The following is a 20,310-nucleotide window of genomic DNA, read 5'->3' as shown; positions in this document are numbered from 1 at the left end:
CGCGTGGACCCGAGAGTACCCAGCACGTCGCAACCCGGCGTCCGCCGACTGGCGGACCCCCGGGTGTGGGGCACGTTCGTCGGCGCCGTCGGTGGCTCGGTGTTCGTCCACGACAACCGCCACCTGCTGACCGACCCGTGGCCGGTGGCCGCGCTGGTGGCATGGGTCCTGGCCCTCGCGCTCTACCTGTGGGCGACCCTGCTGATGCCGCGGCATTTCCCCCGCCCGGAGCAGGTCAGGGCGTCGGCCGGCCTGGTCTACCTGGCCAGCGTCGTGGCGATGATCGTCGTGATCCAGCTCGGCCGGTTCGCACTCATCCAGATCGACCGCGAGGCCCTGGTGCCCGCGCTGACGGTCTTCGCGGTCGGCGTCCACTTCTTCCCGTTCGCCAGTGCGTTCAGGGCGCCGTTCTTCACCCGACTCGCCTGGATCATGAGCTGTCTCGGCCTGCTTGCGCTCGTCCTCGGGCTGGTCTGGGGCACCCAGGCCGCAACGGCCCTGGTCGTCCTCAACGGTCTGGTGATGCTCGTGATGATGGCGTGGTACGCGATGGCCATGCGGCCCGGCCCCGCGCCCTCGGCCGGCTCCTGAGCTGCTGCCGGGTCCGGGGTGAGGCCTAGCTGGCACCCATCAGCGCCAGCAGGACGCCGCCGGCCACCACCGACGCGACCTGGCCGGCCGCGTTGGCGCCCATGGCGTGCATGAGGAGGAAGTTGTCGAAGTTCTCCCGCTGCGCCTCGCGCTGCACGACGCGGGCGGCCATGGGGAACGCCGAGATGCCGGCCGCACCGATCAGCGGGTTGAACCGACCGCCCGAGAAGACGTTCATCAGCTTGCCGAAGAGCACGCCCATCACCGTGTCGAGGCAGAACGCGATCAACCCCAGCACCAGGATCAGGCCGGTGGAGAGGTTGAGGAAGCTCGGCCCCACCATCGTCGAGCCGATGGCCAGGCCGAGGAACAAGGTGACGACGTTGGCGAGCTCGTTGGACGACGCGCCCGTCAGCCGCTCGACGACCTTCGACTCGCGCATCAGGTTGCCCAGCATCAGCATGCCGATGAGCGGTGTCGCGAACGGCACCAGGGTGCCGACCACGAGGGTGACGACGACCGGGAACAGTATGCGCGTGCGTTGCGAGATCTCGCGGCTCGTGTAGGGCATGACGATTGCGCGCTCCTTCGCGCTCGTCAGGGCCCGCATGATCGGGGGCATGATGATCGGCACCAGGCTCATGTAGCTGTACGCGGCCACCGTGATGGGGGCCAGCAGCTCGGGCGCGAGCTGGTTGCTCACGTAGATGGACGTCGGCCCGTCGATCGCGCCGATGATGCCGATGGACGCCGCCTGCGGCTGGGTGAAGCCCAGCAGCAGGGCCAGCATCAGCGTCAGGAAGATGCCGAACTGGCCGGCCGCACCGAGCAGCACCATCTTCGGGTTCTCCAGCAGGGGCCCGAAGTCGGTCATCGCACCGATGCCGATGAAGATCAACAACGGGAACAGCTCGTTGCCGACACCCATGTCGTACAACGTCTGCAGCATGCCGTGCTCACCCACCAGCGGTGAGAGCGGCAGGTTCGCCAGGACGGCGCCTGCGCCGATGGGCAACAGCAGCAGCGGCTCGTACTCCTTGGTGACCGCCAACCAGATCAGCAGCAGGCCGATCGCGATCATCACCACCGACTGCCAGGTGATGCTCTGCACCCCCTGCAGCAGGTAGTGAAGGGTGTCGGGGCTCATCAGGACTCGAACCTCACCAGCGTCTCGCCGAACTTCACCTGGTGCCCTGCGGTGACGTAGATCTCGGCCACGACCCCGTCCTTGGGTGCCTTCAGCTCGTTCTTCATCTTCATGGCCTCCAACACCATCAGGGTGTCGCCGCGGCGCACGCTCGCGCCCACCGCGACATCGACGGTGAGGATCACCCCCGGCATCGGGGCCGTCATCTTGTCCCGACCCCCGCCCCCGCCCGGGGCGGGCGACCCGGACGCCGCGGGCGCCCCCGTCGCCCTCGGCGGCTCTCCGGGGGCCGGGGTGGCGGCCGCGCGCGCGGGCTCGCGCCCGACGGCCGTGGCCCCACGGTCGGCCCCGGGACCCGCCGTGGCTGACCCGCCGGCGCCGAGCGGACGCGGCGTCACGGCCGGCGTCACCGCGGAGTGGGCCAGGTCGCGGTGGTCGTCCAGCGTGACGTCGATGAGGCGCCCATCGAGTTGCACGCGGAACACGTCGGCGCCCACGGCCTCGACGTCGATGACCCTGGTGGTGTCGTTGACGGTGATGGTGTAGCGGCGCATGGCCTACCTCCGGGTGAAGGACGAGTGGGACTGGGCGCGCCCGACGGCGAGCCAGCGGCTGGCGAACAGCTGGCTGCCCGGGGCGTGGCGGCGGGTCTCGGGGCCGGCGAGGCGGCGGCGGTTCTCCGCGTGGGTCATCACCGCCACGGCGATGGCGGCCACGTCGTCCTCGCTCAGCCCGTCCGCGACGATCCGCACGGTGGGTGCAGCCGGGGCGGGGGCGGCCTGGGCGGAGGGAACCGGGGCGGGAGCCGGCGCCGCGTCCTCACCCGGCTCGCGCAGCGGACGGTCGAGGCGTCCGATGAGCATGAGGACGCCCATGAGCACCGCCAGCAGGGCGAACACGACGCCCATGCCGACGACCATCATCATGACGCCCCAGCCGAGATTCTCCATGATGCTGCTCCTAGACGGGGAAGAGCCCGTGCTTCTTGGGGATGGTGTGCGTCACCTTGGTGCGCAACACCTCCAGCGCCCTGATGAGGCGGGGCCGCGTCTCGCGGGGCTCGATCACCTCGTCGATCTGGCCGACGTCGGCCGCCTGGTACGGGTTGAAGAATTTCTCCTTGTACTCGGCGATGAACCGGGCCTCCTCGGCCCTGGGGTCGTCGGCCGCCTCGATGGCCCGCCGGTTGAGCAGCCGCGCCGCGCCCTCGGCACCCATGACGGCGATCTGGGCGCTGGGCCACGCGAACGCGACGTCGTTGTTCATCTGCTTCGAGCTGAGCGCCACGTACGAGCCGCCCATGGCCTTGCGGGTCACCAGCGAGATCTTCGGCACGGTCGCCTGACAGTAGGCGTAGATGATCTTGGCGCCGTGGCGGATCACGCCGTTGTACTCCTGCTCGACGCCCGGCAGGTAGCCCGGGCAGTCGACGAACGTCACCAGCGGGATGTTGAACTGGTCGCACAGCGTGATGTGCCGCGCGATCTTGTCGGACGCGTTGATGTCGAGGCAGCCGGACATCACCAGGGGCTGGTTGGCGATGAAGCCGACGCTCATGCCGTCCAGCCGCGCGAACCCGACCAGCGCGTTGGCCGCCCACTCCTTGTGCAACTCGAAACCCGAGTCGTGGTCGAAGACGCGGGCCAGCACGTCGCGCATGTCGTAGGCCAGGTTGTCCTCGGCCGGCACGAGGGCGTTGAGGGCCTCGTCCATCCGGTCGGCCGGGTCGTAGGGCTCGAGCGCGGGCGGATCCTCGGTGTTGTTCTGCGGCAGGTAGCTCAGCAACGACTTGGTGAGGCTGAGCGCGTGCTGCTCGTTGTCGGCGATCACCTGGGCGACGCCGGAGGTGGCGTTGTGCACCCACGCGCCGCCGAGTTCCTCGGCGCTGACGTCCTCGCCGGTGACGGTCTTGATGATGTCGGGGCCGGTCAGGAACATGTTGGAGGTCTCGTTCACCATGATGGTGACGTCCATGAGCGCCGGGCTGTAGACCGCGCCGCCGGCACACGGCCCCATGATCAACGAGATCTGCGGGATGACGCCGGACGCCTTCACGTTGCGCACGAACACCTCGCCGTAGGCCGCCAGCGAGCGGACGCCCTCCTGCACTCGCGCGCCGCCGGAGTCGTTGAGCCCGATGAGCGGGATGCCCGCCTCGATCGCCAGGTCCTGGATGCGGGAGATCTTGTTGGACTGCACCTCGGAGAACGACCCACCCAGCACGGTGAAGTCCTGGGCGTAGACGGCCACGCGGCGTCCCTGCACCTTGCCGAACCCCGTGATGATGCCGTCGCCCGGGTAGCGGTGGGCATCCATCCCGAAGTCGGTGGTGTGGTGGGTCGCGAGCGCGCCCAGCTCCTGGAAGGACGCCTCGTCCAGCAGGATCGACAGGCGCTCGCGCGCCGTCAGCTTGCCGCGGGCGTGCTGCGCCTCGATGCGCGCCCTGCCGCCGCCCAGCAGCGCCTGCTCCCGCTTCTGGCGGAGGGTGGAGAGTCGTTCCGGCATGGGCATCCTCGTCTCTGCGGACCGGTCTGCGGTGGTCGCCCGGGGCCATTCCCGGGGACTACTACGGACCGTAGCACCAGCGCCGGTGGCGCAGGCGCACCCGGGCGAATTCGCCCGAACGCCTCCGCCTCAGACGAAGAAGTGCACCAGGATCCCGACCAGCAGGGTGGTCGCGGCGGCGAGCGCGCAGGCGAGCTCCACCACCATGCCGAGACCCACCGACGTCAGCGCCGCCCAGCTCGTCGACAGCGCCGTGCGCAGCTCGCGGACGCGGGCCCACTCCATGGCGAGCAATCCGACGACGAAACCCACCGGCAACCCGACGAAGGGGATCACGAAGAGCCCGACCACCCCACACACCAACCCCACCGCCACCGAGCGGTTCGGGATCGCCCGCTGCCGCAGCCGGCGTCCGGTGATGAGCAGCTGCGCGGACGCCCCCGCCGCGAGGAGCAGCGTGCCCACTGCGAACACCACCCAGCCGGTGGTACCCGCGCCGCCGAACAGGGCCCAGACGAGCAGGCCGGCCAGGGCGGTGATGCTGCCGGGGAGGACGGGCACGACGATGCCACACACGCCGACGACGGTGAGGACGACGGCGATCGCCGCGACGAGTTGCTCGGTCACCCGCGCCAGCGTAGCCGGGGCGTCCGCCTCACTTCACCGAGCCCTCGGTGAGCCCGCCGCGCCAGAAGCGCTGCAGCACGATCATGGCGATGGCCAGCGGAATGACGCTGAGCAGGACGCCCGCGGTGGTCAGCTGGTAGAACTCGGGCAGCCGATCGGTCTGGGAGCGCCAGTTCACCAGGCCCAACGTGATCGGGTAGAGCCGCTGGTCCGACAGCATCACGAGGGGCAGGAAGTAGTTGTTCCAGATGCCGACGAGCTGGAACAGGAACACCGTCACCAGGGCCGGGGTGAGCACCCGCAACCCCACGGAGTGGAAGATGCGCAGCTCGGACGCCCCGTCCAGCCGGGCGGCCTCCAGCAGCGACGGGCTCACCGAGGCGTCCGCGTAGATCCGGCACAGGAACAGCCCGTAGGGCGAGACCAGCGACGGGATGAGCACCGCCCAGTAGGTGTTGGCGAGGCCCAGTTGGCTGAACAGCAGGAACAGCGGCAGGGCCGTGGCGGTGCCCGGCACCAGCACGCCACCGAGGATGGTGCCGAAGACGAGGTTGCTGCCCCGGAACCGGTAGGCCGAGAGCGCGTAGCCGCCCGCCGCGGCGAAGTAGGTGGCGAGCACGGCGCCGACGCCGGCATACAGCAACGAGTTGGCGAACCACCGCACGAAGATCCCGTTGTCGTACGTGAGCACCTGCTGGAGGTTGCTGAACAGCGCGAACGTGTCGGCGAACCAGAACCCGTTGGTGGCGAACAGGTCGTCGGTGGTCTTCGTGGCGGCGACGATGACCCAATACACCGGCACGAGGAAGTAGATCGCGACGAGCACCAAGATACCCGTGACGAGGATCGTGCTGGCCGGGCTGCGTCCGGCGGAGTGGTCGGCGCCGCCCGCGGACGCGGTGCGCCGCAGCTTCTGCACCTCCCCGGTGGACGTGGCTCCGGCGGCGGCACCCGTGGCGGTGCTGGCGGCGGTGGTCATGAGGAGCTCCTGTTCGTCAGGCGCAGGAACGTGAAGGACAGCGCGAACGCCACGAGCGCGATCAGGACGGCCTGGGCCGCCGCCACGTTGTAGTCGTTGTACGCGAACGCGGTGGTGTAGGCGCTCAGGTTGGGCGTGTACTCCGAGTCGATGCTGGGCGCGACGGTGGCGAGCACCTGTGGCTCGGCGAACAGCTGCAGCGTGCCGATGATCGAGAAGACGACGGTGAGCACCAGAGCGGGCCGGATGAGCGGGAGCTGGATCGCGAAGGCCATGCGGAGCGGCCCCGCCCCGTCGACCCGCGCCGCCTCGTAGACCTCACCGGGGATCGCCTTCAACTGGGCCACGATGATGAGCATGTTGTAGCCGGCGTAGGTCCACGTCACGATGTTGGCGATGGACCACAGCACGGAGCCCGCGCCGAGGAAGTCGACGTCCCACCCGACCCAGGCGGCGACGTCGATGATGGGGCTGAGCCCGGGCACGTACAGGAATGACCACAGGATCGTCGCCACCACCCCGGGGATGCCGTAGGGCAGGAAGTAGATTGCCCGGAAGACCCCCGGCCAACGCGCGGACGCGGACTCCAGCAGCAGCGCCAACACGGTCGACAGGGTGATCATCACCGTCACCTGCACCACGCCGAACAGCAGCATGCGGCCGATGGAGGCGATGAAGTTGCCGTTCTCCAACGCCTGGGCGTAGTTCGCGAACCAGGCGAACTCGGTGATGACACCCTCCTCCCCGAACACACCCAGCCGCGTCACGCGGGTGAAGCTGTTGCCCACCGCGACGATGATCGGCAGCACGAACGTGAACGCGAACACGGCCAGGAACGGCGCGAGCAGCAGCCACGGCGCCGCGCCGGGTGAGCTGACGCTGCGCTTGCGGCGCCGAACGGTGGTGGGGTCGCTCATGCCGTCTCCTCCCGGATGGTCAGGCCCTTGTTGCGGAACGTGCGCACGATGGTGCCCTGGGCCGCGACGACGGCGTCCACCAGGGTGCCGCCGGCCGCCTTGGCGCGGAAGCCGTCGGCGAGGATGTTGAACGACTGCTGGGTGATCGGCCACCACGACCACTCGAGGTTCTGCGCCGCAGGTGCGGCCGCCGGCTCGAACACCTCGGTGTTGTACGGCTGGCCCCCGAAGAACTCGCTGCCGCCCTCCCGCGCGGAGCCGATGTAGTCGGACGCCGGCGACCAGCCGATGCCGCAGTGCTCGATCATGGCGTTGATGCCCTCGGGTCTCGTCGTCATCCAGACGGCGAACTCCATGGCCTCCTTCGGGTGGCGGCTGTTGGCCATGACGGCCGCGCTCGAGCCGCCGAGGAACGACGAGGCGTACCCCGTCTCCCAACGCGGCATCGGCGCCACCCGCCACAACCCGGACGCCCCCGACACGCCCTGCAGCAGCGCGTCGCCCCAGCTCGCGGAGATCAGGCCGGCGATGTCGTTGTTCGCCGCGGCGGCGAACCAGGGGGTGCTGAACTGCCCGTAGGCCGTGGTGAGGAGCCCCTCGTCGATCGCCGCGTCGAAGAACCGGGCGACCTCCAGCGTCGTCTCGTCGGCCAGCGCGATCACCCAGCTGTCGTCCTCCACCCGCAGCCACCGTGCGCCGGCCTGCTGGGCCATCGCGGCGAACCACGAGGCGTCGGCGTAGTTGAAGCAGTCGAGATGGGCACCGGTGTCCCGCACCGCCCGCGCCACGTCGGCCCACTGCGCCCACGTCTGCGGCGGGGCGGCGCCGACGGCGTCCAGCAGGTCGGGGCGGTAGTAGAGCGCCATCGGGCCCGAGTCCTGGGGGATGCCGTAGACGCCGTCCACGTAGGAGACCTGCTGCCACAGCGCCTCGTTGTAGCGGTCCGCGTAGTCGTCGACGCCGTAGCGCCGCAGGTCGACCAGGCCGTTGACCAGCATGAACTCGGGGAGCGAGCGCAGCTCGACCTGCCCGAGATCGGGGCCACCGCCGGCCGCGAGCGCCGAATAGAGCTTCTGGTACCCGCCGGCGTTGCCGCCCTGGATCCAGCTCGCCTGCACCTGGATGTGGGGGTTCTGGGCGTTCCAGACGTCGCACACCTTCTGGAGGTCCTTCAGCCACGCCCAGTACGTGAGGGTGATGGTCTCCCCCGCGGGCGCCGCCGGCACGGTCGGCTCGGCGTTGACCGAGGTCGTCCCGGGGGTGGCACAGCCTGCGGTCACCGCGCCGGCGCCGGCCAGGGCGCCCAGCCGCAGCAGGTTGCGTCGCGTCATCGTCGTCATGCGCACCTCGCTTCGTCGGGGGTAACGAATGTGCTCGTCAACCTAACACCGCGGGGGGCGACGGGTGCGGATTTGCGAGGTAACGATTTCCCTACGGCGGGCCCGGGACGGCCCCGTCGAATCCTCAGGCGAGGGAGATCAGCTCCACGTACTCGGGGTTCCAGAGGTCCTCGTCACCGTCGGGCAACAGCAGCACCCGGTCGGGCTGCAGGGCCTCGACGGCGCCCTCGTCGTGCGTCACGAGGATCACCGCGCCCGCGTACGTCCGGATCGCCTCCAGCACCTCGCGCCGCGACGCCGGGTCGAGGTTGTTGGTCGGCTCGTCGAGCAGCAGCACGTTGGCGGCACTGACCACCAGCATGGCGAGCGCCAGGCGCGTCTTCTCCCCGCCCGACAGCACGCGCGCCGGCTTGTCGACGTCGTCGCCCGTGAACAGGAACGACCCGAGGATCTTGCGCACCTGCGTGTCGTCCAGCCCCGGCGACGCCGACACCATGTTCTCCAGCACGGAGCGGTGCACGTCGATGGTCTCGTGCTCCTGGGCGTAGTAGCCCAGGCGCAGCCCGTGCCCGGGAGTGACCTCCCCGGTGTCGGACTCCTCGACACCGGCCAGCAGGCGCAGCAGCGTGGTCTTGCCCGCCCCGTTCAGGCCGAGGACCACCACGTTGGCGCCGCGGTCGATCGCCAGGTCGACCCCGGTGAACACCTCCAGCGACCCGTAGCTCTTCGAGAGGTCGGACGCCGTGAGCGGCACCTTGCCGCACGGCGCCGGATCGGGGAAACGGATCTTCGCCACCCTGTCGGCCACCCGCTCACCCTCGGTGGCGGCCAGCAGCTTCTCCGCGCGGCGCGCCATGTTCTGCGCGGCGACCGCCTTGGTGGCCTTGGCGCCCATCTTCTCGGCCTGCTCGAACAGCCGGCCCGCCTTGCGTTCGGCGTTGGCCCGCTCGCGCCGCCGTCGCTTCTCGTCCACCTCGCGCTGCACGAGGTACTTCTTCCACGTCAACGCGTACTGGTCGAGCTCGGCGCGGTTCGCGTCCAGGTGGAACACCTTGGTGACGACGGCGTCCAACAGGCCCGTGTCGTGGCTGATCACCAGGACGCCACCCGGGTAGTTGGCGAGAAAGCTGCGCAACCAGACGACCGAGTCGGCGTCGAGGTGGTTGGTGGGCTCGTCCAGCAGGAGCACGTCGGCACCGGAGAACAGGATGCGCGCCAGCTCGACGCGCCGCCGCTGACCGCCCGACAGGGTGCGGATCGGCTGGGTGAGCACGCGCTCGGGCAGGCCCAGGTTGGCCGCGATGCGCGCGGCCTCGGACTCGGCGCCGTAACCGCCGGCGGACGCCAGCTCGGCCTCGGCGCGGGCGTACTTCGCCATCGCCGCGTCGCGCGCGTCATCGTCGGTGGCCGACGCCATGGCACCGGAGTGCGTCTCGAGGCGCGTCAGGATGGTGTCGAGCCCACGGGCGGAGAGGATGCGGTCACGCGCCCACACGTCGAGGTCGCCGGTGCGGGGATCCTGCGGCAGGTAGCCGACGAGCCCGGTGCTCTGCACGGCTCCGCCGGAGGCCTGCCCCTCGCCGGCCAGGATGCGCGTCAGCGTGGTCTTGCCCGCCCCGTTGCGGCCGACGAGGCCGACACGGTCGCCCGCGGCGATCTGGAAGGACGTGGGTTCCAACAGGGTGCGCGCGCCCACGGACACGGCGAGCTCCCGGGCGACAATCACGAGGATCCACTCTACCGGCTCAGGGCACCGGCGGCTCACCCCGGGGGCGGACGGAAACGTCGGCCGCCGGCACTAGGCTGCCGCCATGGCGGAACGCACCCACAAGGTCACCCCGGGAATCCAGGGCCCCTCGGCGATGTCGACGGTGGTCACGATGGCCGGTCTGGTCGTCCTGCTGGTCGGGATGCGGGAGTTCAACGACATCGTCGGCCCGTTCTTCCTGACGGTGAGCCTGTTCATCGCCGCCTACCCCATCCAACCGAAGCTCATCGAGGCGGGGATGCCGCGCGTGGTGGCCTCCGTCGTGCTGGGGCTGCTGGTCTTCACCATCCTCGGCGCGTTCTTCTACATGCTGACGTGGGCGATCACCTCGCTGATCGCCGAGCTGCCGAGCTACCAGGGTCAGTTCTGGACGATGTACCGCCAGACCGTCGACTGGCTGGGCAGCTGGGGCGTCTCGGAGGCCGAGGTCAGCCGCCAGCTGCAGCAGATCAACCCCGTCAACTTCGCGGGCCTCCTCCAGGGCCTGCTGCGCGAGGTGACCTCGGTCGTCACGTTGCTCGTGGTGCTCGTCACGATGATCTTCATGATGACGATCGACTCGAGCACGTTCGGGGCCCGCAACCGGGCGCTCAACGCCCACCAGCCCCGCGTGTGGCTGTCGGTGATGGACTACACGCTCGGCGTCCGCCGCTACTGGGTGGTCACGTCGGTGTTCGGCCTCATCGTCGCGGTCATCGACGTCATCGCGCTGATGTGGCTGGGCGTGCCGCTCGCGCTCGTGTGGGGCATCCTGAGCTTCCTCACCAACTACATCCCCAACATCGGCTTCGTCATCGGCCTGGTGCCGCCGGCCATCATGGCCCTGCTGGCCAACGACCCCCTCACCGCCCTGCTCGTGGTGATCATCTACAGCGTGGCGAACTTCGTCATCCAGTCGATCGTCCAGCCCAAGTTCAACGGGGACGCCGTGGGCGTCACCGCCACGGTCGCCCTGCTGTCGCTGCTGCTGTGGAGCTGGGTGCTCGGGGCCCTGGGCGCCCTGCTCGCCCTGCCGATGACCCTGTTGGCCAAGGCCCTGTTCGTCGACCACGACCCCCGCCTGCGCTGGCTCAACGCGTTCATCTCCAACGACCCCTCCACCGCGAATCCCGACGTGTTGGCCGCGGTGAGCGAGCCCGGCAACGTCCGCGAGGCCGACACGGGCAGGGCCGTGTCCGCTGTGGCCGCCCAGGACGCCCACGCGGACGACGCCCGCGCCGGGGGCGCCCACCCACAGGGACCGCGGGGTGGGGCGCCCCGGGGCGGGGGCGGTTCCTCGGCGGCGGACCCGGCAAGGGAAAAACCCGCCCCGGAGGCGTCCGAGGCGGGTTCAGGGCCGGCTGGCGAGCCTGATCAGAGGTTGTAGCCGATCGCGCGCAGCTGCTCGCGGCCGTCGTCGGTGATGTTGTCCAGCGTCCACGGCGGCAGCCAGACCCAGTTGATCGTCGCGGAGTTCACCAGCGGGGCCAGGGCCACCTGGGTGTCGTACTCGAGCCGGTCGGTCAACGGGCACGTCGGCGAGGTGAGCGTCATGTCGATCGTGCAGTTCAGGTCGTCGTCGAGGTGAATGCCGTAGACGAGGCCGAGATCGACGACGTTGACCATCAGCTCGGGGTCGACCACGTCACGCATGGCCTCCTCGAGATCGTCCTGGCTGGGCCGGTCGGACGCCACGGGTGCGGCGGCCGCATCGGTGCCGTCGACGCCGGGAGCGTCGGGGAACTGGTCCTTGACCAGGTCGGACGGGCGGAGAGCGTCGGTCATGAATCCTCCTTGTCGGTCGTGTCGGTCGGGTCGGTCGTGTCCGTGGACTGGGGCGTGGGGGTGGACGCGAGGGCCTGGGTGGTCGCGTCCTTCCAGGCCGACCAGCCCAGCAGCGCGCACTTGACGCGGGCGGGGAACTGGGCGACTCCGGCGAAGGCGATGCCGTCCTCGAGGACGTCCTCATCGCCGGCCACCCTGCCCTGGCCGTGCATCATCTCGGCGAACGCGGCGGCGATCGCCATCGCCTCGGTGATCCGGCGACCGATGACCAGGTCGGTCATCACCGAGGTCGCGGCCTGCGAGATCGAGCAGCCCACCGCGTCGTAGCTCACGTCGGCGACCGTGTCGCCGTCGAGGTGGACGCGGAGCAGCACCTCGTCCCCACAGCTCGGGTTGACGTGGTTCACCTCGGCCTCGAACGGGTTCCGCAGGCCGGCGTGGTGCTTCTCCTTGTAGTGGTCCAGGATGATCTCCTGGTACATCTGCTCGACGCTCACGCGCGCCTCCCTCGTGTGTCCCGGCCGCTGCCGGGGGTGTGCTCAACGGACACGGGCCACCCCCGAGAAGAAGTCCCGCGTGTAGACGAGCGCCTCGGCGAGCCGATCGATCTCGTCCGGGGTGGTGTAGAGATAGCCCGACGCCCGGGTGGACGCCACGCGCCCCAGCCGCTTGTGCAGCGGACGGGCGCAGTGGTGACCGCCGCGCACGGCGATGCCGCGGGCGTCCAGGAACTGCATGAGGTCGTGCGGGTGGACGTCGGTGCCGTCGGCCGCGGCGAGCGTGAACGAGATCGCTCCCCCGCGGTCGACCAGCTCGGTCGGCCCCAGGATGGTCAGGCCCTCGACGGACGCCAGCCGCTCCAACGCGTACGCGGTGATCGCGGCCTCGTGGTCCCGGACCCGTTCCATCCCGACCCCGGTGAGGTAGTCCACCGCCGCGCCCAGACCGACGGCCTGGATGATGGGCGGCGTCCCCGCCTCGAAGCGGGCGGGCGGCGGCGCGTAGGTGGAACGCTCGAGCGTGACGATCTCGATCATCTCGCCCCCGCCGAGGAACGGCGGCAACTGCTCCAGCAGGTCGTACCGGCCCCAGAGCACGCCGATGCCCGTCGGGCCGAGCAGCTTGTGCCCGGTGAAGGCCACCAGGTCGGCGCCGGACGCCGCGACGTCCACCCCGAGCTGCGGCACGGCCTGCGCCGCGTCCAGCACCACGGTGGCGCCGACCGCGTGGGCGCGGGCGGCCAGCTCGACGACGGGGTTCACCGTGCCGAGTACGTTGCTGACCCACGCCAGCGAGACGATCCTGGTGCGCTCATTGAACAGGCCCTCGGCCTCGGCACGCGCCAGATCGAGCCGGCCGTCGTCGGTGATGTCGAACCAGCGCAGCGTGGCGCCGGTGCGCTCGCAGAGCAGCTGCCAGGGCACGATGTTCGAGTGGTGCTCCATCACGGAGATCACCACCTCGTCCCCCGGCCCCAACCGCAGGTGCTGCCCGAGGGTGTGCGCGGCGAGGTTGAGGGCCTCGGAGGCGTTCTTGGTGAAGACGATCTCCTCGGGCCGCCCGCCGACGAAGGCCGCGACCTTGGCGCGTCCACCCTCGAAGCCGGCGGTGGCCTCGCCACCCAGGGTGTGCATCGCCCGCGCCACGTTGGCGTTGTGCAGCGCGGTGAACTCGCTCATCGCGTCGATCACCGCGCGCGGCTTCTGCGACGTGTTCGCCGAGTCCAGGTAGGCCAACGGGTGCCCCCCGACCTCCCGGCTCAGCACCGGGAAGTCGGGACGCACCGCGTCCGCCAGGGAGAAATCAGGCATTCGCCCGCGCCTGCGCGATGTACGCGTCGTAGCCGGTCTCCTCAAGCTTGGCCGCCAGCTCGGGCCCGCCCTCTGTGACGACCCGGCCGTCCACGTACACGTGGACGAAGTCGGGCTTGATGTAGTTCAGGATGCGCGTGTAGTGCGTGATGAGCAGCACACCGCGGTCCCCCTGGGCGGTGTAGCGGTTCACGCCGTCGGCGACGACGCGCAGGGCGTCGATGTCGAGACCCGAGTCGGTCTCGTCGAGGATGGCGTACTTCGGGTTGAGCAGCTGGAGCTGGACGATCTCCGCGCGCTTCTTCTCACCGCCGGAGAAGCCCTCGTTGAGGGACCGGCCGGAGAACGAGGAGTCGAGCCCCAGCTCGTCCATGGCCTGGTTGACCTCCTTGACCCACGTGCGCACCTTGGGTGCCTCGCCGTCGATCGCGGTCTTGGCCGTGCGGAGGAAGTTGGCCACGGACACGCCGGGCACCTCCACCGGGTACTGCATCGCGAGGAACAGGCCGGCGCGGGCGCGCTCGTCGACGGAGAGCTCGGTGAGCTCCGTGTCGTCGAGGGTCACCGAGCCCGAGGTGATCTCGTACTTGGGGTGGCCGGCGAGGCTGTAGGCCAGCGTCGACTTGCCCGAGCCGTTGGGGCCCATGATGGCGTGCACCTCACCGGGGTTGATGGTGAGGTTGACGCCCTTGAGAATCTGCTTCGGGCCGTCCTCGGTGAGGACGTCGACATGCAGGTCGTTGATGACGAGAGACACGTGCGGAACTCCTGGTTCGGGTTGCGATCAGTTGAGGGGGTTGTCGAGGTCGACGAGCACGTCGCCGCCCTCGAGGGTGACGGGGTAGATGGGGACGGGTTGCGTGGCCGGCAGGTCGAGCGGCTCGCCGGTGCGCAGGTCGAAGCGGCTGCCGTGGGCGAAGCACTCCAGGGTGCAGCCGTCCACGTCACCGTGGCTGAGCATGACGCGGGCGTGGCTGCACTCGTCGCGGATGGCGAAGACCTCCCCCTCCGTCTGCACCAGCGCGACGAGCGTGTCACCGACCTCCACGCTCAACGGCTGGCCGTCGGCGAGCTCGGCCACGGCGGCCGCGCGCGTCCAGCTCATGCGTGGCCCAGCTCGCGCTCGACCTCGGCCACGAGCCGCTCCTCCACGTCGGTGACGCCGATGCGGCGGATGATGTCGACGAAGAAGCCCATGACGACCAGGCGGCGGGCCTCGACGGGGTCGATGCCGCGGCTCGTCAGGTAGAACAGGTGCTCGTCGTCGAAGCGGCCGGTCGTGGAGCTGTGACCCGCCCCTGCGATCTCGCCGGTCTCGATCTCGAGGTTCGGCACGGAGTCCGCGCGCGCGCCCTCGGTGAGCACGAGGTTGCGGTTGGTCTCGTAGGTCTCGATACCCTCGGCGACCTTGCGGATCAGCACGTCGCCGACCCACACCGAGTGGGCGTCGTCACCCTGCAACGCGCCGCGGTAGTCGACATTGCTCTTCGTCTGCGGAGCGTTGTGGTCGACGAACAGCCGGTGCTCGATGTGCTGGCCGGCGTCGGCGAAGTACACGCCGTACAGCTCGGCCTGCCCGCCGGGGCCCTCGTAGCTCACGTTCGTGTGCAGGCGGACGAGGTCGCCGCCGAAGCTCACGTTGACGTGCCGGAAGAAGGCGTCCTTGGCGACCCGCGCCTCGTGCTGGCCGGCGTGCACCGTGTCGTCGGCCCAGTCCTGGATCGACACGAACGTCAGCCGCGCGCCCTCGCGGACGTCGATCTCGACGTTCTCGAGCTGCTGGGCCGAGCCGGTGTGGTCGAACACCACGGTGGCGGAGCTGTTGGGCTCGGCCACGATGACGTGCACGGCGTTGCTCCGCCGGGTCGCGTCGCGGCCCTCGACGGCGAGCCGGATGGGCTCGGCGATCTCGGTGCCGGCGGGGATGCGGAGGTACCGGGCGTCGTCGCAGCCGCTGTCGGCCAGGGCGGCCGGCCGGTCGCCCGGCACCAGCACGGTGCCGCGCGGGGCCTGGCCCGCCGCCAGGGTGCCGGACTCGACGCCCTCGGGGGCCCGCAGGGTGAACGCGACGGCGGGGTCGCCGTCACGGTCCTCGGTCCCCCGCTCCTCGAGCAGCGGCCGGACGCGCTGCAGCGGGGTGAACCGCCACACCTCCTCGCGGCCGGTCGGAACCGGATGGTCCGCGAGGTCGAAGCTGGGCTTCGGGTGGAGGTGGGACTCGACGGTCTCGACGGCAGCCGAGACGTTGGGAGCTTCGGTGATGGTCACGTGTTCGTCCTTCTCCGCGGGCGTCAGCCCACGGCTCCTTCCATCTGCAGTTCGATCAGGCGGTTCAGCTCGAGGGCGTACTCCATCGGCAGCTCGCGCGCGATGGGCTCGACGAAGCCGCGCACGATCATCGCCATCGCCTCGTCCTCGCCCATCCCGCGCTGCATCAGGTAGAACAACTGGTCGTCGGAGACCTTCGACACGGTCGCCTCGTGGGCCATCGACACGTCGTCGACCTGAACGTCGACGTACGGGTAGGTGTCGGACCGGCTGATCGTGTCGACCAGCAGGGCGTCACACTTCACGCTGGACGCCGCGTGGTGCGCCTGCGGCTGCACCTCGACGAGGCCGCGGTAGGACGCCCGTCCGCCGCCGCGCGCGACCGACTTGGAGATGATCGAGCTCGACGTGTGGGGCGCGGCGTGCACCATCTTCGACCCGGTGTCCTGGTGCTGGCCCTCGCCGGCGAACGCGATCGACAGGGTCTCGCCCTTCGCGTGCTCGCCGAGCAGCCAGACGGCCGGGTACTTCATGGTGACCTTGGAGCCGATGTTGCCGTCGATCCACTCCATCGTCGCGCCCGCCTCGCACGTGGCCCGCTTGGTGACGAGGTTGTAGACGTTGTTCGACCAGTTCTGGATGGTCGTGTACCGGACGCGGGCGCCCTTCTTCACGACGATCTCGACGACCGCGGAGTGCAGCGAGTCCGACTTGTAGATCGGCGCGGTGCAGCCCTCGACGTAGTGGACGTAGGAGTCCTCGTCGGCGATGATCAGCGTCCGCTCGAACTGCCCCATGTTCTCGGTGTTGATGCGGAAGTAGGCCTGCAGCGGGATCGTCACGTGGACGCCCTTAGGCACATAGATGAACGAGCCACCCGACCACACCGCGGTGTTGAGGGCGCTGAACTTGTTGTCCCCGGTCGGGATCACGGTGCCGAAGTACTCCTCGAAGAGCTCGGGGTGCTCCTTGAGGCCCGTGTCGGTGTCGAGGAAGATGACGCCCTGGCGCTCCAGCTCCTCGTTGATCTTGTGGTAGACGACCTCCGACTCGTACTGCGCGGCCACGCCGGCCACGAGCCGCTGCTTCTCGGCCTCGGGGATGCCGAGGCGGTCGTAGGTGTTCTTGATGTCCTCGGGCAGGTCCTCCCACGTGGCGGCCTGCTTCTCGGTGGACTTCACGAAGTACTTGATGTTGTCGAAGTCGATGTCCGACAGCTCCGCACCCCACTGGGGCATGGGCTTGCGGTCGAACAGCGTGAGCCCGCGGAGGCGACGCTGCAGCATCCACTCCGGCTCCCCCTTGCGGGCGCTGATGTCGCGCACCACGTCCTGGTTGAGGCCGCGGCGGGCGGAGGCACCCGCGGAGTCCGCGTCGTGCCAGCCGAACCGGTACTTGCCGAGCGCCTCGAGGTGCTCGTCCTGCGTCGCACCGAGGCCTGGCGCCTGGGTCTGGGTCATCTACTCGGACCTTTCTGGGTGAACCGGGCGCGGGACGTGCGTGGTGCACACCCCGTCGCCATGGGCGATCGTGGCGAGCCGCTGGACGTGACTGCCCAGCAACTCCGAAAACATCCGCGTCTCCGCCACGCAGAGTTCGGGGAACTCGCGGGCGACGTGCGCGACCGGGCAGTGGTACTGGCACAGCTGCGTCCCGGACGCGACCGGCTGCAGCGAGGCGACGAACCCCTGCTCGTTCAGCACCTCGGTCAACGCCTCGACGGGCGAGGCGTATTCCCGGTCGTCATCGGCGAACCGGTGCGCGACCTCCTGCATCGTCTGCTCGGCGAACGCGACGACGGCCTGCTCGCCGCCGCGGTCGCGCAGGAACTCCAGCGCACGGATCGCGAGCTGGTCGTAGGACTGGTAGAACTCGGCACGGCCGGTGTCGGTGAGGTAGAACACCTTGGCCGGACGCCCACGCCCCCGCTGGCCGTAGACGCGCTGGTCGCGAGAGCCCAGGTGGCCCACCTCGATCAGCACCGCCAGGTGCCGGCGGATCGCGGCCGGGGTGAGCTGGAGGCGTTCGGCGAGCTCCGCCGCGGTGGACGGCCCGTGCTCGAGGATCGAGCGGGCCACCCGGTCGCGCGTCGAGGCGTCCTCGAGCACGGGGTCCGGCGCGGTCGTGCGCTGCTGGTCCGCCATCACCCCTCCTCCGGCCGTTTTTTGCAACACCATTCTTGCAAATATCCACGCGTGTGCAAACCCGGCGGTCACGGGGCGGGACGGGCGCGCGGCGTCCCACCGCGCGGGCTGCGAATCGGACGATCTGGTGGAAGTGACCACCACGTCAACTACGCGGCGTAGTGTGCGCAGTGACGACCAACGACGCCGTCCGCTGCGATTCAAAGGATCACCCGTGTCAACCCGCCGGCCCTCTGCCCTGCTCCTCGTCACCACCTCCTGCCTCGCCGCCGCCCTCACCGGGTGCGCCGCGACCGCACCGCCCGCGTCCGGCCACGCCGGGGGTGGGGAGGCGAACCTGCGGCTGCCGGATCTGGGGGCCGCCACGTTCCTCGGCGGCGCGGTGAACGGCACCGTCCTGCTGCTCCTCGGCCTGCTCGTGTGCCTGGGCGGCCTGCTCTTCGGGTTGTCGAGCTACGTGACGCTGCGCCGGCTGCCGGTGCACGCCGCGATGGCGGAGATCTCCGAGCTCATCTACGCGACCTGCAAGGCCTACCTGCGGCAGCAGGGCAAGTTCCTGCTGATCCTGTGGGCCTTCATCGCGGCGGTCATCTTCGTGTACTTCCGGTTCCTGGTCGGCTCCGGCTGGGGGCAGGTCGGCATCATCCTCGCGTTCAGCCTCGTCGGCATGGCGGGCAGCTACGCCATCGCCTGGTACGGCATCCGCGTCAACACGTTCGCGAACGGGCGGACGGCCTACGCCTCGCTCGGTGGCCGCCCCTACCCCCTGCACACCATCCCGCTGCGCGCCGGCATGAGCGTCGGCATGGTGCTCATCTCGGTCGAGCTCTCCATGATGCTGGTGATCCTGCTGTTCCTGCCCGCCGAGATCGCCGGCTCGTGCTTCATCGGGTTCGCGATCGGCGAATCGCTCGGCGCCTCGGCGCTGCGCATCGCCGGCGGCATCTTCACCAAGATCGCCGACGTGGGGTCGGACCTGATGAAGATCGTGTTCAAGATCAAGGAGGACGACGCCCGCAACCCCGGCGTCATCGCCGACTGCACGGGCGACAACGCCGGCGACTCCGTGGGCCCGTCCGCCGACGGTTTCGAGACCTACGGTGTGACCGGCGTGGCCCTGGTCACGTTCATCATGCTCGCCGTCCCGCCCACCGAGGCCGTGCTGCAGGCCACGCTGCTCGTGTGGCTGTTCTTCATCCGGGCCGTCATGGTGATCGCGTCCGGAGTGTCGTACGCCGTCAACGCCGCTCGGACGCGGGCCCGCTACGCCGGCGCGACCACGATGGACTTCGAAGAGCCCCTCACCTGGCTGGTCTGGATCACGTCGGGGTGCTCCATCGCGCTGACCTTCCTCACCTCCTGGCTGCTGATACCCGGTCTCGGTGACGGCACCACGTGGTGGAAGCTCTCGCTGATCATCTCGTGCGGCACCCTCGCGGGCGCGCTGATCCCCGAACTCGTCAAGGTGTTCACCTCCGTGAAGAGCCGCCACACCCAGGAGGTCGTGAAGTCGGCCCGCACCGGCGGTGCGTCGCTCGACATCCTCTCCGGCCTCGTGGCGGGCAACTTCTCCGGCTACTGGCTGGGCATCGCCATCCTCGGGTTGATGGGCGTCGGCTACGGCGTCTCGTTGACGCTCGGCTTCGGTGCGTCCATGGCCGCCCCGGCGGTGTTCGCCTTCGGCCTGGTCGCCTTCGGCTTCCTCGGCATGGGGCCGGTGACCATCGCGGTCGACTCCTACGGGCCCGTCACCGACAACGCCCAGTCCGTCTACGAGCTCTCCACCATCGAGGACGTGCCCGGGGTCGCGGACGCCTATGCGCGCGAGCACGGCGTCCGACCCGACTGGGAGCGCGCCAAGCACCTCTTGGAGGACAACGACGGAGCCGGCAACACCTTCAAGGCCACCGCCAAGCCCGTCCTCATCGGCACCGCCGTCGTCGGCGCCACCACGATGATCTTCTCGATCATCATGGGCCTCACCGACGGCATGACCACCAACGTCGAGAACCTGTCGCTGCTCCACGCCCCGTTCCTGCTCGGCCTCATCGCCGGCGGAGCGGTGATCTACTGGTTCACCGGCGCCTCGATCCAGGCCGTCACCACCGGGGCGTTCCGGGCGGTGGAGTTCATCAAGGACACCATCCGCCTCGACGAGAACGCCACGCGCGCGTCGGTCGAGGACTCGCGCAAGGTCGTCGAGATCTGCACGCTCTACGCCCAGCGGGGCATGCTCAACATCTTCCTGGGCGTGTTCTTCGCCACGCTGGCGTTCGCCTTCGTCGAGCCGTACTTCTTCATCGGCTACCTCGTCTCGATCGCGCTGTTCGGCCTCTACCAGGCCGTGTTCATGGCCAACGCCGGCGGGGCGTGGGACAACGCGAAGAAGATCGTCGAGGTCGACCTGGCGGCCAAGGGCACCGACCTGCACGACGCGTCCATCGTCGGC

At 69.7% G+C, this 20,310-nt stretch carries 20 protein-coding genes; 3 read left to right on the top strand and 17 right to left on the bottom strand.

The annotated features are described in order from the left end of the window. The first annotated feature begins 3 nt into the window (after window positions 1–3). Complete coding sequence (locus tag IFY26_RS12780; protein ID WP_232549396.1) at window positions 4–591, top strand: hypothetical protein; 588 nt, start codon at window positions 4–6, stop codon at window positions 589–591. Between the two features lie 25 nt (window positions 592–616). Here IFY26_RS12780 and IFY26_RS12775 read toward each other — a convergent pair whose 3' ends face one another. The 9 genes from IFY26_RS12775 to IFY26_RS12735 form a co-directional block, all read right to left on the bottom strand. Beyond that, the gene (locus IFY26_RS12775; RefSeq protein WP_232549395.1) at window positions 617–1,738 is read right to left on the bottom strand and encodes a sodium ion-translocating decarboxylase subunit beta; all 1,122 of its coding nucleotides are present in this window, start codon (window positions 1,736–1,738) and stop codon (window positions 617–619) included. After that, window positions 1,738–2,292, bottom strand: a complete 555-nt coding sequence (locus IFY26_RS12770; RefSeq protein WP_232549394.1) for an acyl-CoA carboxylase biotin carboxyl carrier protein subunit — start codon at window positions 2,290–2,292, stop codon at window positions 1,738–1,740. The genes IFY26_RS12775 and IFY26_RS12770 overlap by 1 nt, the downstream gene beginning before the upstream one ends. A 3-nt stretch (window positions 2,293–2,295) precedes the next feature. Then, entirely contained in the window at window positions 2,296–2,688 is a 393-nt protein-coding gene (locus IFY26_RS12765; protein WP_232549393.1) for an OadG family transporter subunit, read from the bottom strand. 10 nt (window positions 2,689–2,698) lie between these two features. Then, on the bottom strand, window positions 2,699–4,243 hold the full coding sequence (locus IFY26_RS12760) for an acyl-CoA carboxylase subunit beta (RefSeq protein WP_232549392.1): 1,545 nt from the start codon (window positions 4,241–4,243) through the stop codon (window positions 2,699–2,701). A 129-nt stretch (window positions 4,244–4,372) separates the two neighbouring features. Beyond that, the gene (locus IFY26_RS12755; protein ID WP_232549391.1) at window positions 4,373–4,870 is read right to left on the bottom strand and encodes a DUF456 domain-containing protein; all 498 of its coding nucleotides are present in this window, start codon (window positions 4,868–4,870) and stop codon (window positions 4,373–4,375) included. Between the two features lie 28 nt (window positions 4,871–4,898). Then, complete coding sequence (locus IFY26_RS12750) at window positions 4,899–5,849, bottom strand: carbohydrate ABC transporter permease (protein WP_232549390.1); 951 nt, start codon at window positions 5,847–5,849, stop codon at window positions 4,899–4,901. Next, a complete protein-coding gene (locus IFY26_RS12745) occupies window positions 5,846–6,766 on the bottom strand; it encodes a carbohydrate ABC transporter permease (protein ID WP_232549389.1) in 921 nt (306 codons plus the stop codon). Before IFY26_RS12745 ends, IFY26_RS12750 begins: the two co-directional genes overlap by 4 nt. Further along, on the bottom strand, window positions 6,763–8,106 hold the full coding sequence (locus tag IFY26_RS12740; protein ID WP_232549388.1) for an extracellular solute-binding protein: 1,344 nt from the start codon (window positions 8,104–8,106) through the stop codon (window positions 6,763–6,765). The genes IFY26_RS12745 and IFY26_RS12740 overlap by 4 nt, the downstream gene beginning before the upstream one ends. Before the next feature lie 124 nt (window positions 8,107–8,230). Further along, a complete protein-coding gene (locus IFY26_RS12735; RefSeq protein WP_232549387.1) occupies window positions 8,231–9,832 on the bottom strand; it encodes an ABC-F family ATP-binding cassette domain-containing protein in 1,602 nt (533 codons plus the stop codon). Between the two features lie 85 nt (window positions 9,833–9,917). Here IFY26_RS12735 and IFY26_RS12730 point away from each other — a divergent pair, with 85 nt between their 5' ends. After that, window positions 9,918–11,240 carry an AI-2E family transporter gene (locus tag IFY26_RS12730; RefSeq protein ID WP_232549386.1) on the top strand — a complete coding sequence of 441 codons (1,323 nt, stop codon included), beginning with the start codon at window positions 9,918–9,920 and terminating at the stop codon, window positions 11,238–11,240. On the opposite strand, the gene IFY26_RS12725 is transcribed toward IFY26_RS12730, so the two are convergent. From IFY26_RS12725 to IFY26_RS12690, 8 genes are read right to left on the bottom strand one after another with little or no spacing between them, the layout of a single operon-like run. After that, on the bottom strand, window positions 11,228–11,638 hold the full coding sequence (locus IFY26_RS12725; protein ID WP_232549385.1) for a metal-sulfur cluster assembly factor: 411 nt from the start codon (window positions 11,636–11,638) through the stop codon (window positions 11,228–11,230). The two genes, IFY26_RS12730 and IFY26_RS12725, sit on opposite strands and share 13 nt — an antisense overlap. Further along, window positions 11,635–12,135: a Fe-S cluster assembly sulfur transfer protein SufU gene (sufU, locus tag IFY26_RS12720; RefSeq protein ID WP_232549384.1), complete on the bottom strand. Its 501-nt coding sequence runs from the start codon at window positions 12,133–12,135 to the stop codon at window positions 11,635–11,637. The genes IFY26_RS12725 and sufU overlap by 4 nt, the downstream gene beginning before the upstream one ends. 42 nt (window positions 12,136–12,177) lie before the next feature. After that, a complete protein-coding gene (locus IFY26_RS12715) occupies window positions 12,178–13,449 on the bottom strand; it encodes a cysteine desulfurase (RefSeq protein WP_232549383.1) in 1,272 nt (423 codons plus the stop codon). Beyond that, window positions 13,442–14,206 carry a Fe-S cluster assembly ATPase SufC gene (gene sufC, locus IFY26_RS12710; RefSeq protein ID WP_232549382.1) on the bottom strand — a complete coding sequence of 255 codons (765 nt, stop codon included), beginning with the start codon at window positions 14,204–14,206 and terminating at the stop codon, window positions 13,442–13,444. The genes IFY26_RS12715 and sufC overlap by 8 nt, the downstream gene beginning before the upstream one ends. A gap of 27 nt (window positions 14,207–14,233) precedes the next feature. Then, window positions 14,234–14,554 (bottom strand): non-heme iron oxygenase ferredoxin subunit, encoded by a 321-nt coding sequence (locus IFY26_RS12705; RefSeq protein WP_232549381.1) that lies wholly within the window; start codon window positions 14,552–14,554, stop codon window positions 14,234–14,236. Further along, a complete protein-coding gene (sufD, locus tag IFY26_RS12700) occupies window positions 14,551–15,717 on the bottom strand; it encodes a Fe-S cluster assembly protein SufD (protein ID WP_232549380.1) in 1,167 nt (388 codons plus the stop codon). The genes IFY26_RS12705 and sufD overlap by 4 nt, the downstream gene beginning before the upstream one ends. 23 nt (window positions 15,718–15,740) lie before the next feature. Further along, window positions 15,741–17,177: a Fe-S cluster assembly protein SufB gene (sufB, locus tag IFY26_RS12695; protein ID WP_232549379.1), complete on the bottom strand. Its 1,437-nt coding sequence runs from the start codon at window positions 17,175–17,177 to the stop codon at window positions 15,741–15,743. Further along, window positions 17,178–17,861, bottom strand: coding sequence for a helix-turn-helix transcriptional regulator (locus IFY26_RS12690; protein WP_232549378.1), 684 nt, complete (start codon window positions 17,859–17,861; stop codon window positions 17,178–17,180). 214 nt (window positions 17,862–18,075) lie between these two features. On the opposite strand from IFY26_RS12690, the gene IFY26_RS12685 reads away from it, so the two are divergent. Then, window positions 18,076–20,310, top strand: a 2,235-nt coding sequence (locus IFY26_RS12685; protein WP_332836192.1) for a sodium-translocating pyrophosphatase, incomplete at its 3' end; no start/stop codon positions are given.

This window comes from Propioniciclava soli, assembly GCF_014858005.1.
Taxonomy (GTDB): Bacteria; Actinomycetota; Actinomycetes; order Propionibacteriales; family Propionibacteriaceae; genus Propioniciclava; species Propioniciclava soli.
Note: the sequence above shows the minus strand (reverse complement) of the source record. Positions and strands in the feature narration are given on the sequence as shown.

Excerpts from the sequence above, each read along its gene's own strand:
- IFY26_RS12775 (WP_232549395.1), bottom strand. The coding sequence starts at position 1,738 with ATGAGCCCCGACACCCTTCACTACCTGCTGCAGGGGGTGCAGAGCATC.
- IFY26_RS12770 (WP_232549394.1), bottom strand. The coding sequence starts at position 2,292 with ATGCGCCGCTACACCATCACCGTCAACGACACCACCAGGGTCATCGAC.
- IFY26_RS12765 (WP_232549393.1), bottom strand. The coding sequence starts at position 2,688 with ATGGAGAATCTCGGCTGGGGCGTCATGATGATGGTCGTCGGCATGGGC.
- IFY26_RS12760 (WP_232549392.1), bottom strand. The coding sequence starts at position 4,243 with ATGCCGGAACGACTCTCCACCCTCCGCCAGAAGCGGGAGCAGGCGCTG.
- IFY26_RS12750 (WP_232549390.1), bottom strand. The coding sequence starts at position 5,849 with ATGACCACCGCCGCCAGCACCGCCACGGGTGCCGCCGCCGGAGCCACG.
- IFY26_RS12745 (WP_232549389.1), bottom strand. The coding sequence starts at position 6,766 with ATGAGCGACCCCACCACCGTTCGGCGCCGCAAGCGCAGCGTCAGCTCA.
- IFY26_RS12740 (WP_232549388.1), bottom strand. The coding sequence starts at position 8,106 with ATGACGACGATGACGCGACGCAACCTGCTGCGGCTGGGCGCCCTGGCC.
- IFY26_RS12730 (WP_232549386.1), top strand. The coding sequence starts at position 9,918 with ATGGCGGAACGCACCCACAAGGTCACCCCGGGAATCCAGGGCCCCTCG.
- IFY26_RS12725 (WP_232549385.1), bottom strand. The coding sequence starts at position 11,638 with ATGACCGACGCTCTCCGCCCGTCCGACCTGGTCAAGGACCAGTTCCCC.
- IFY26_RS12715 (WP_232549383.1), bottom strand. The coding sequence starts at position 13,449 with ATGCCTGATTTCTCCCTGGCGGACGCGGTGCGTCCCGACTTCCCGGTG.
- IFY26_RS12705 (WP_232549381.1), bottom strand. The coding sequence starts at position 14,554 with ATGAGCTGGACGCGCGCGGCCGCCGTGGCCGAGCTCGCCGACGGCCAG.
- sufB (WP_232549379.1), bottom strand. The coding sequence starts at position 17,177 with ATGACCCAGACCCAGGCGCCAGGCCTCGGTGCGACGCAGGACGAGCAC.
- IFY26_RS12690 (WP_232549378.1), bottom strand. The coding sequence starts at position 17,861 with ATGGCGGACCAGCAGCGCACGACCGCGCCGGACCCCGTGCTCGAGGAC.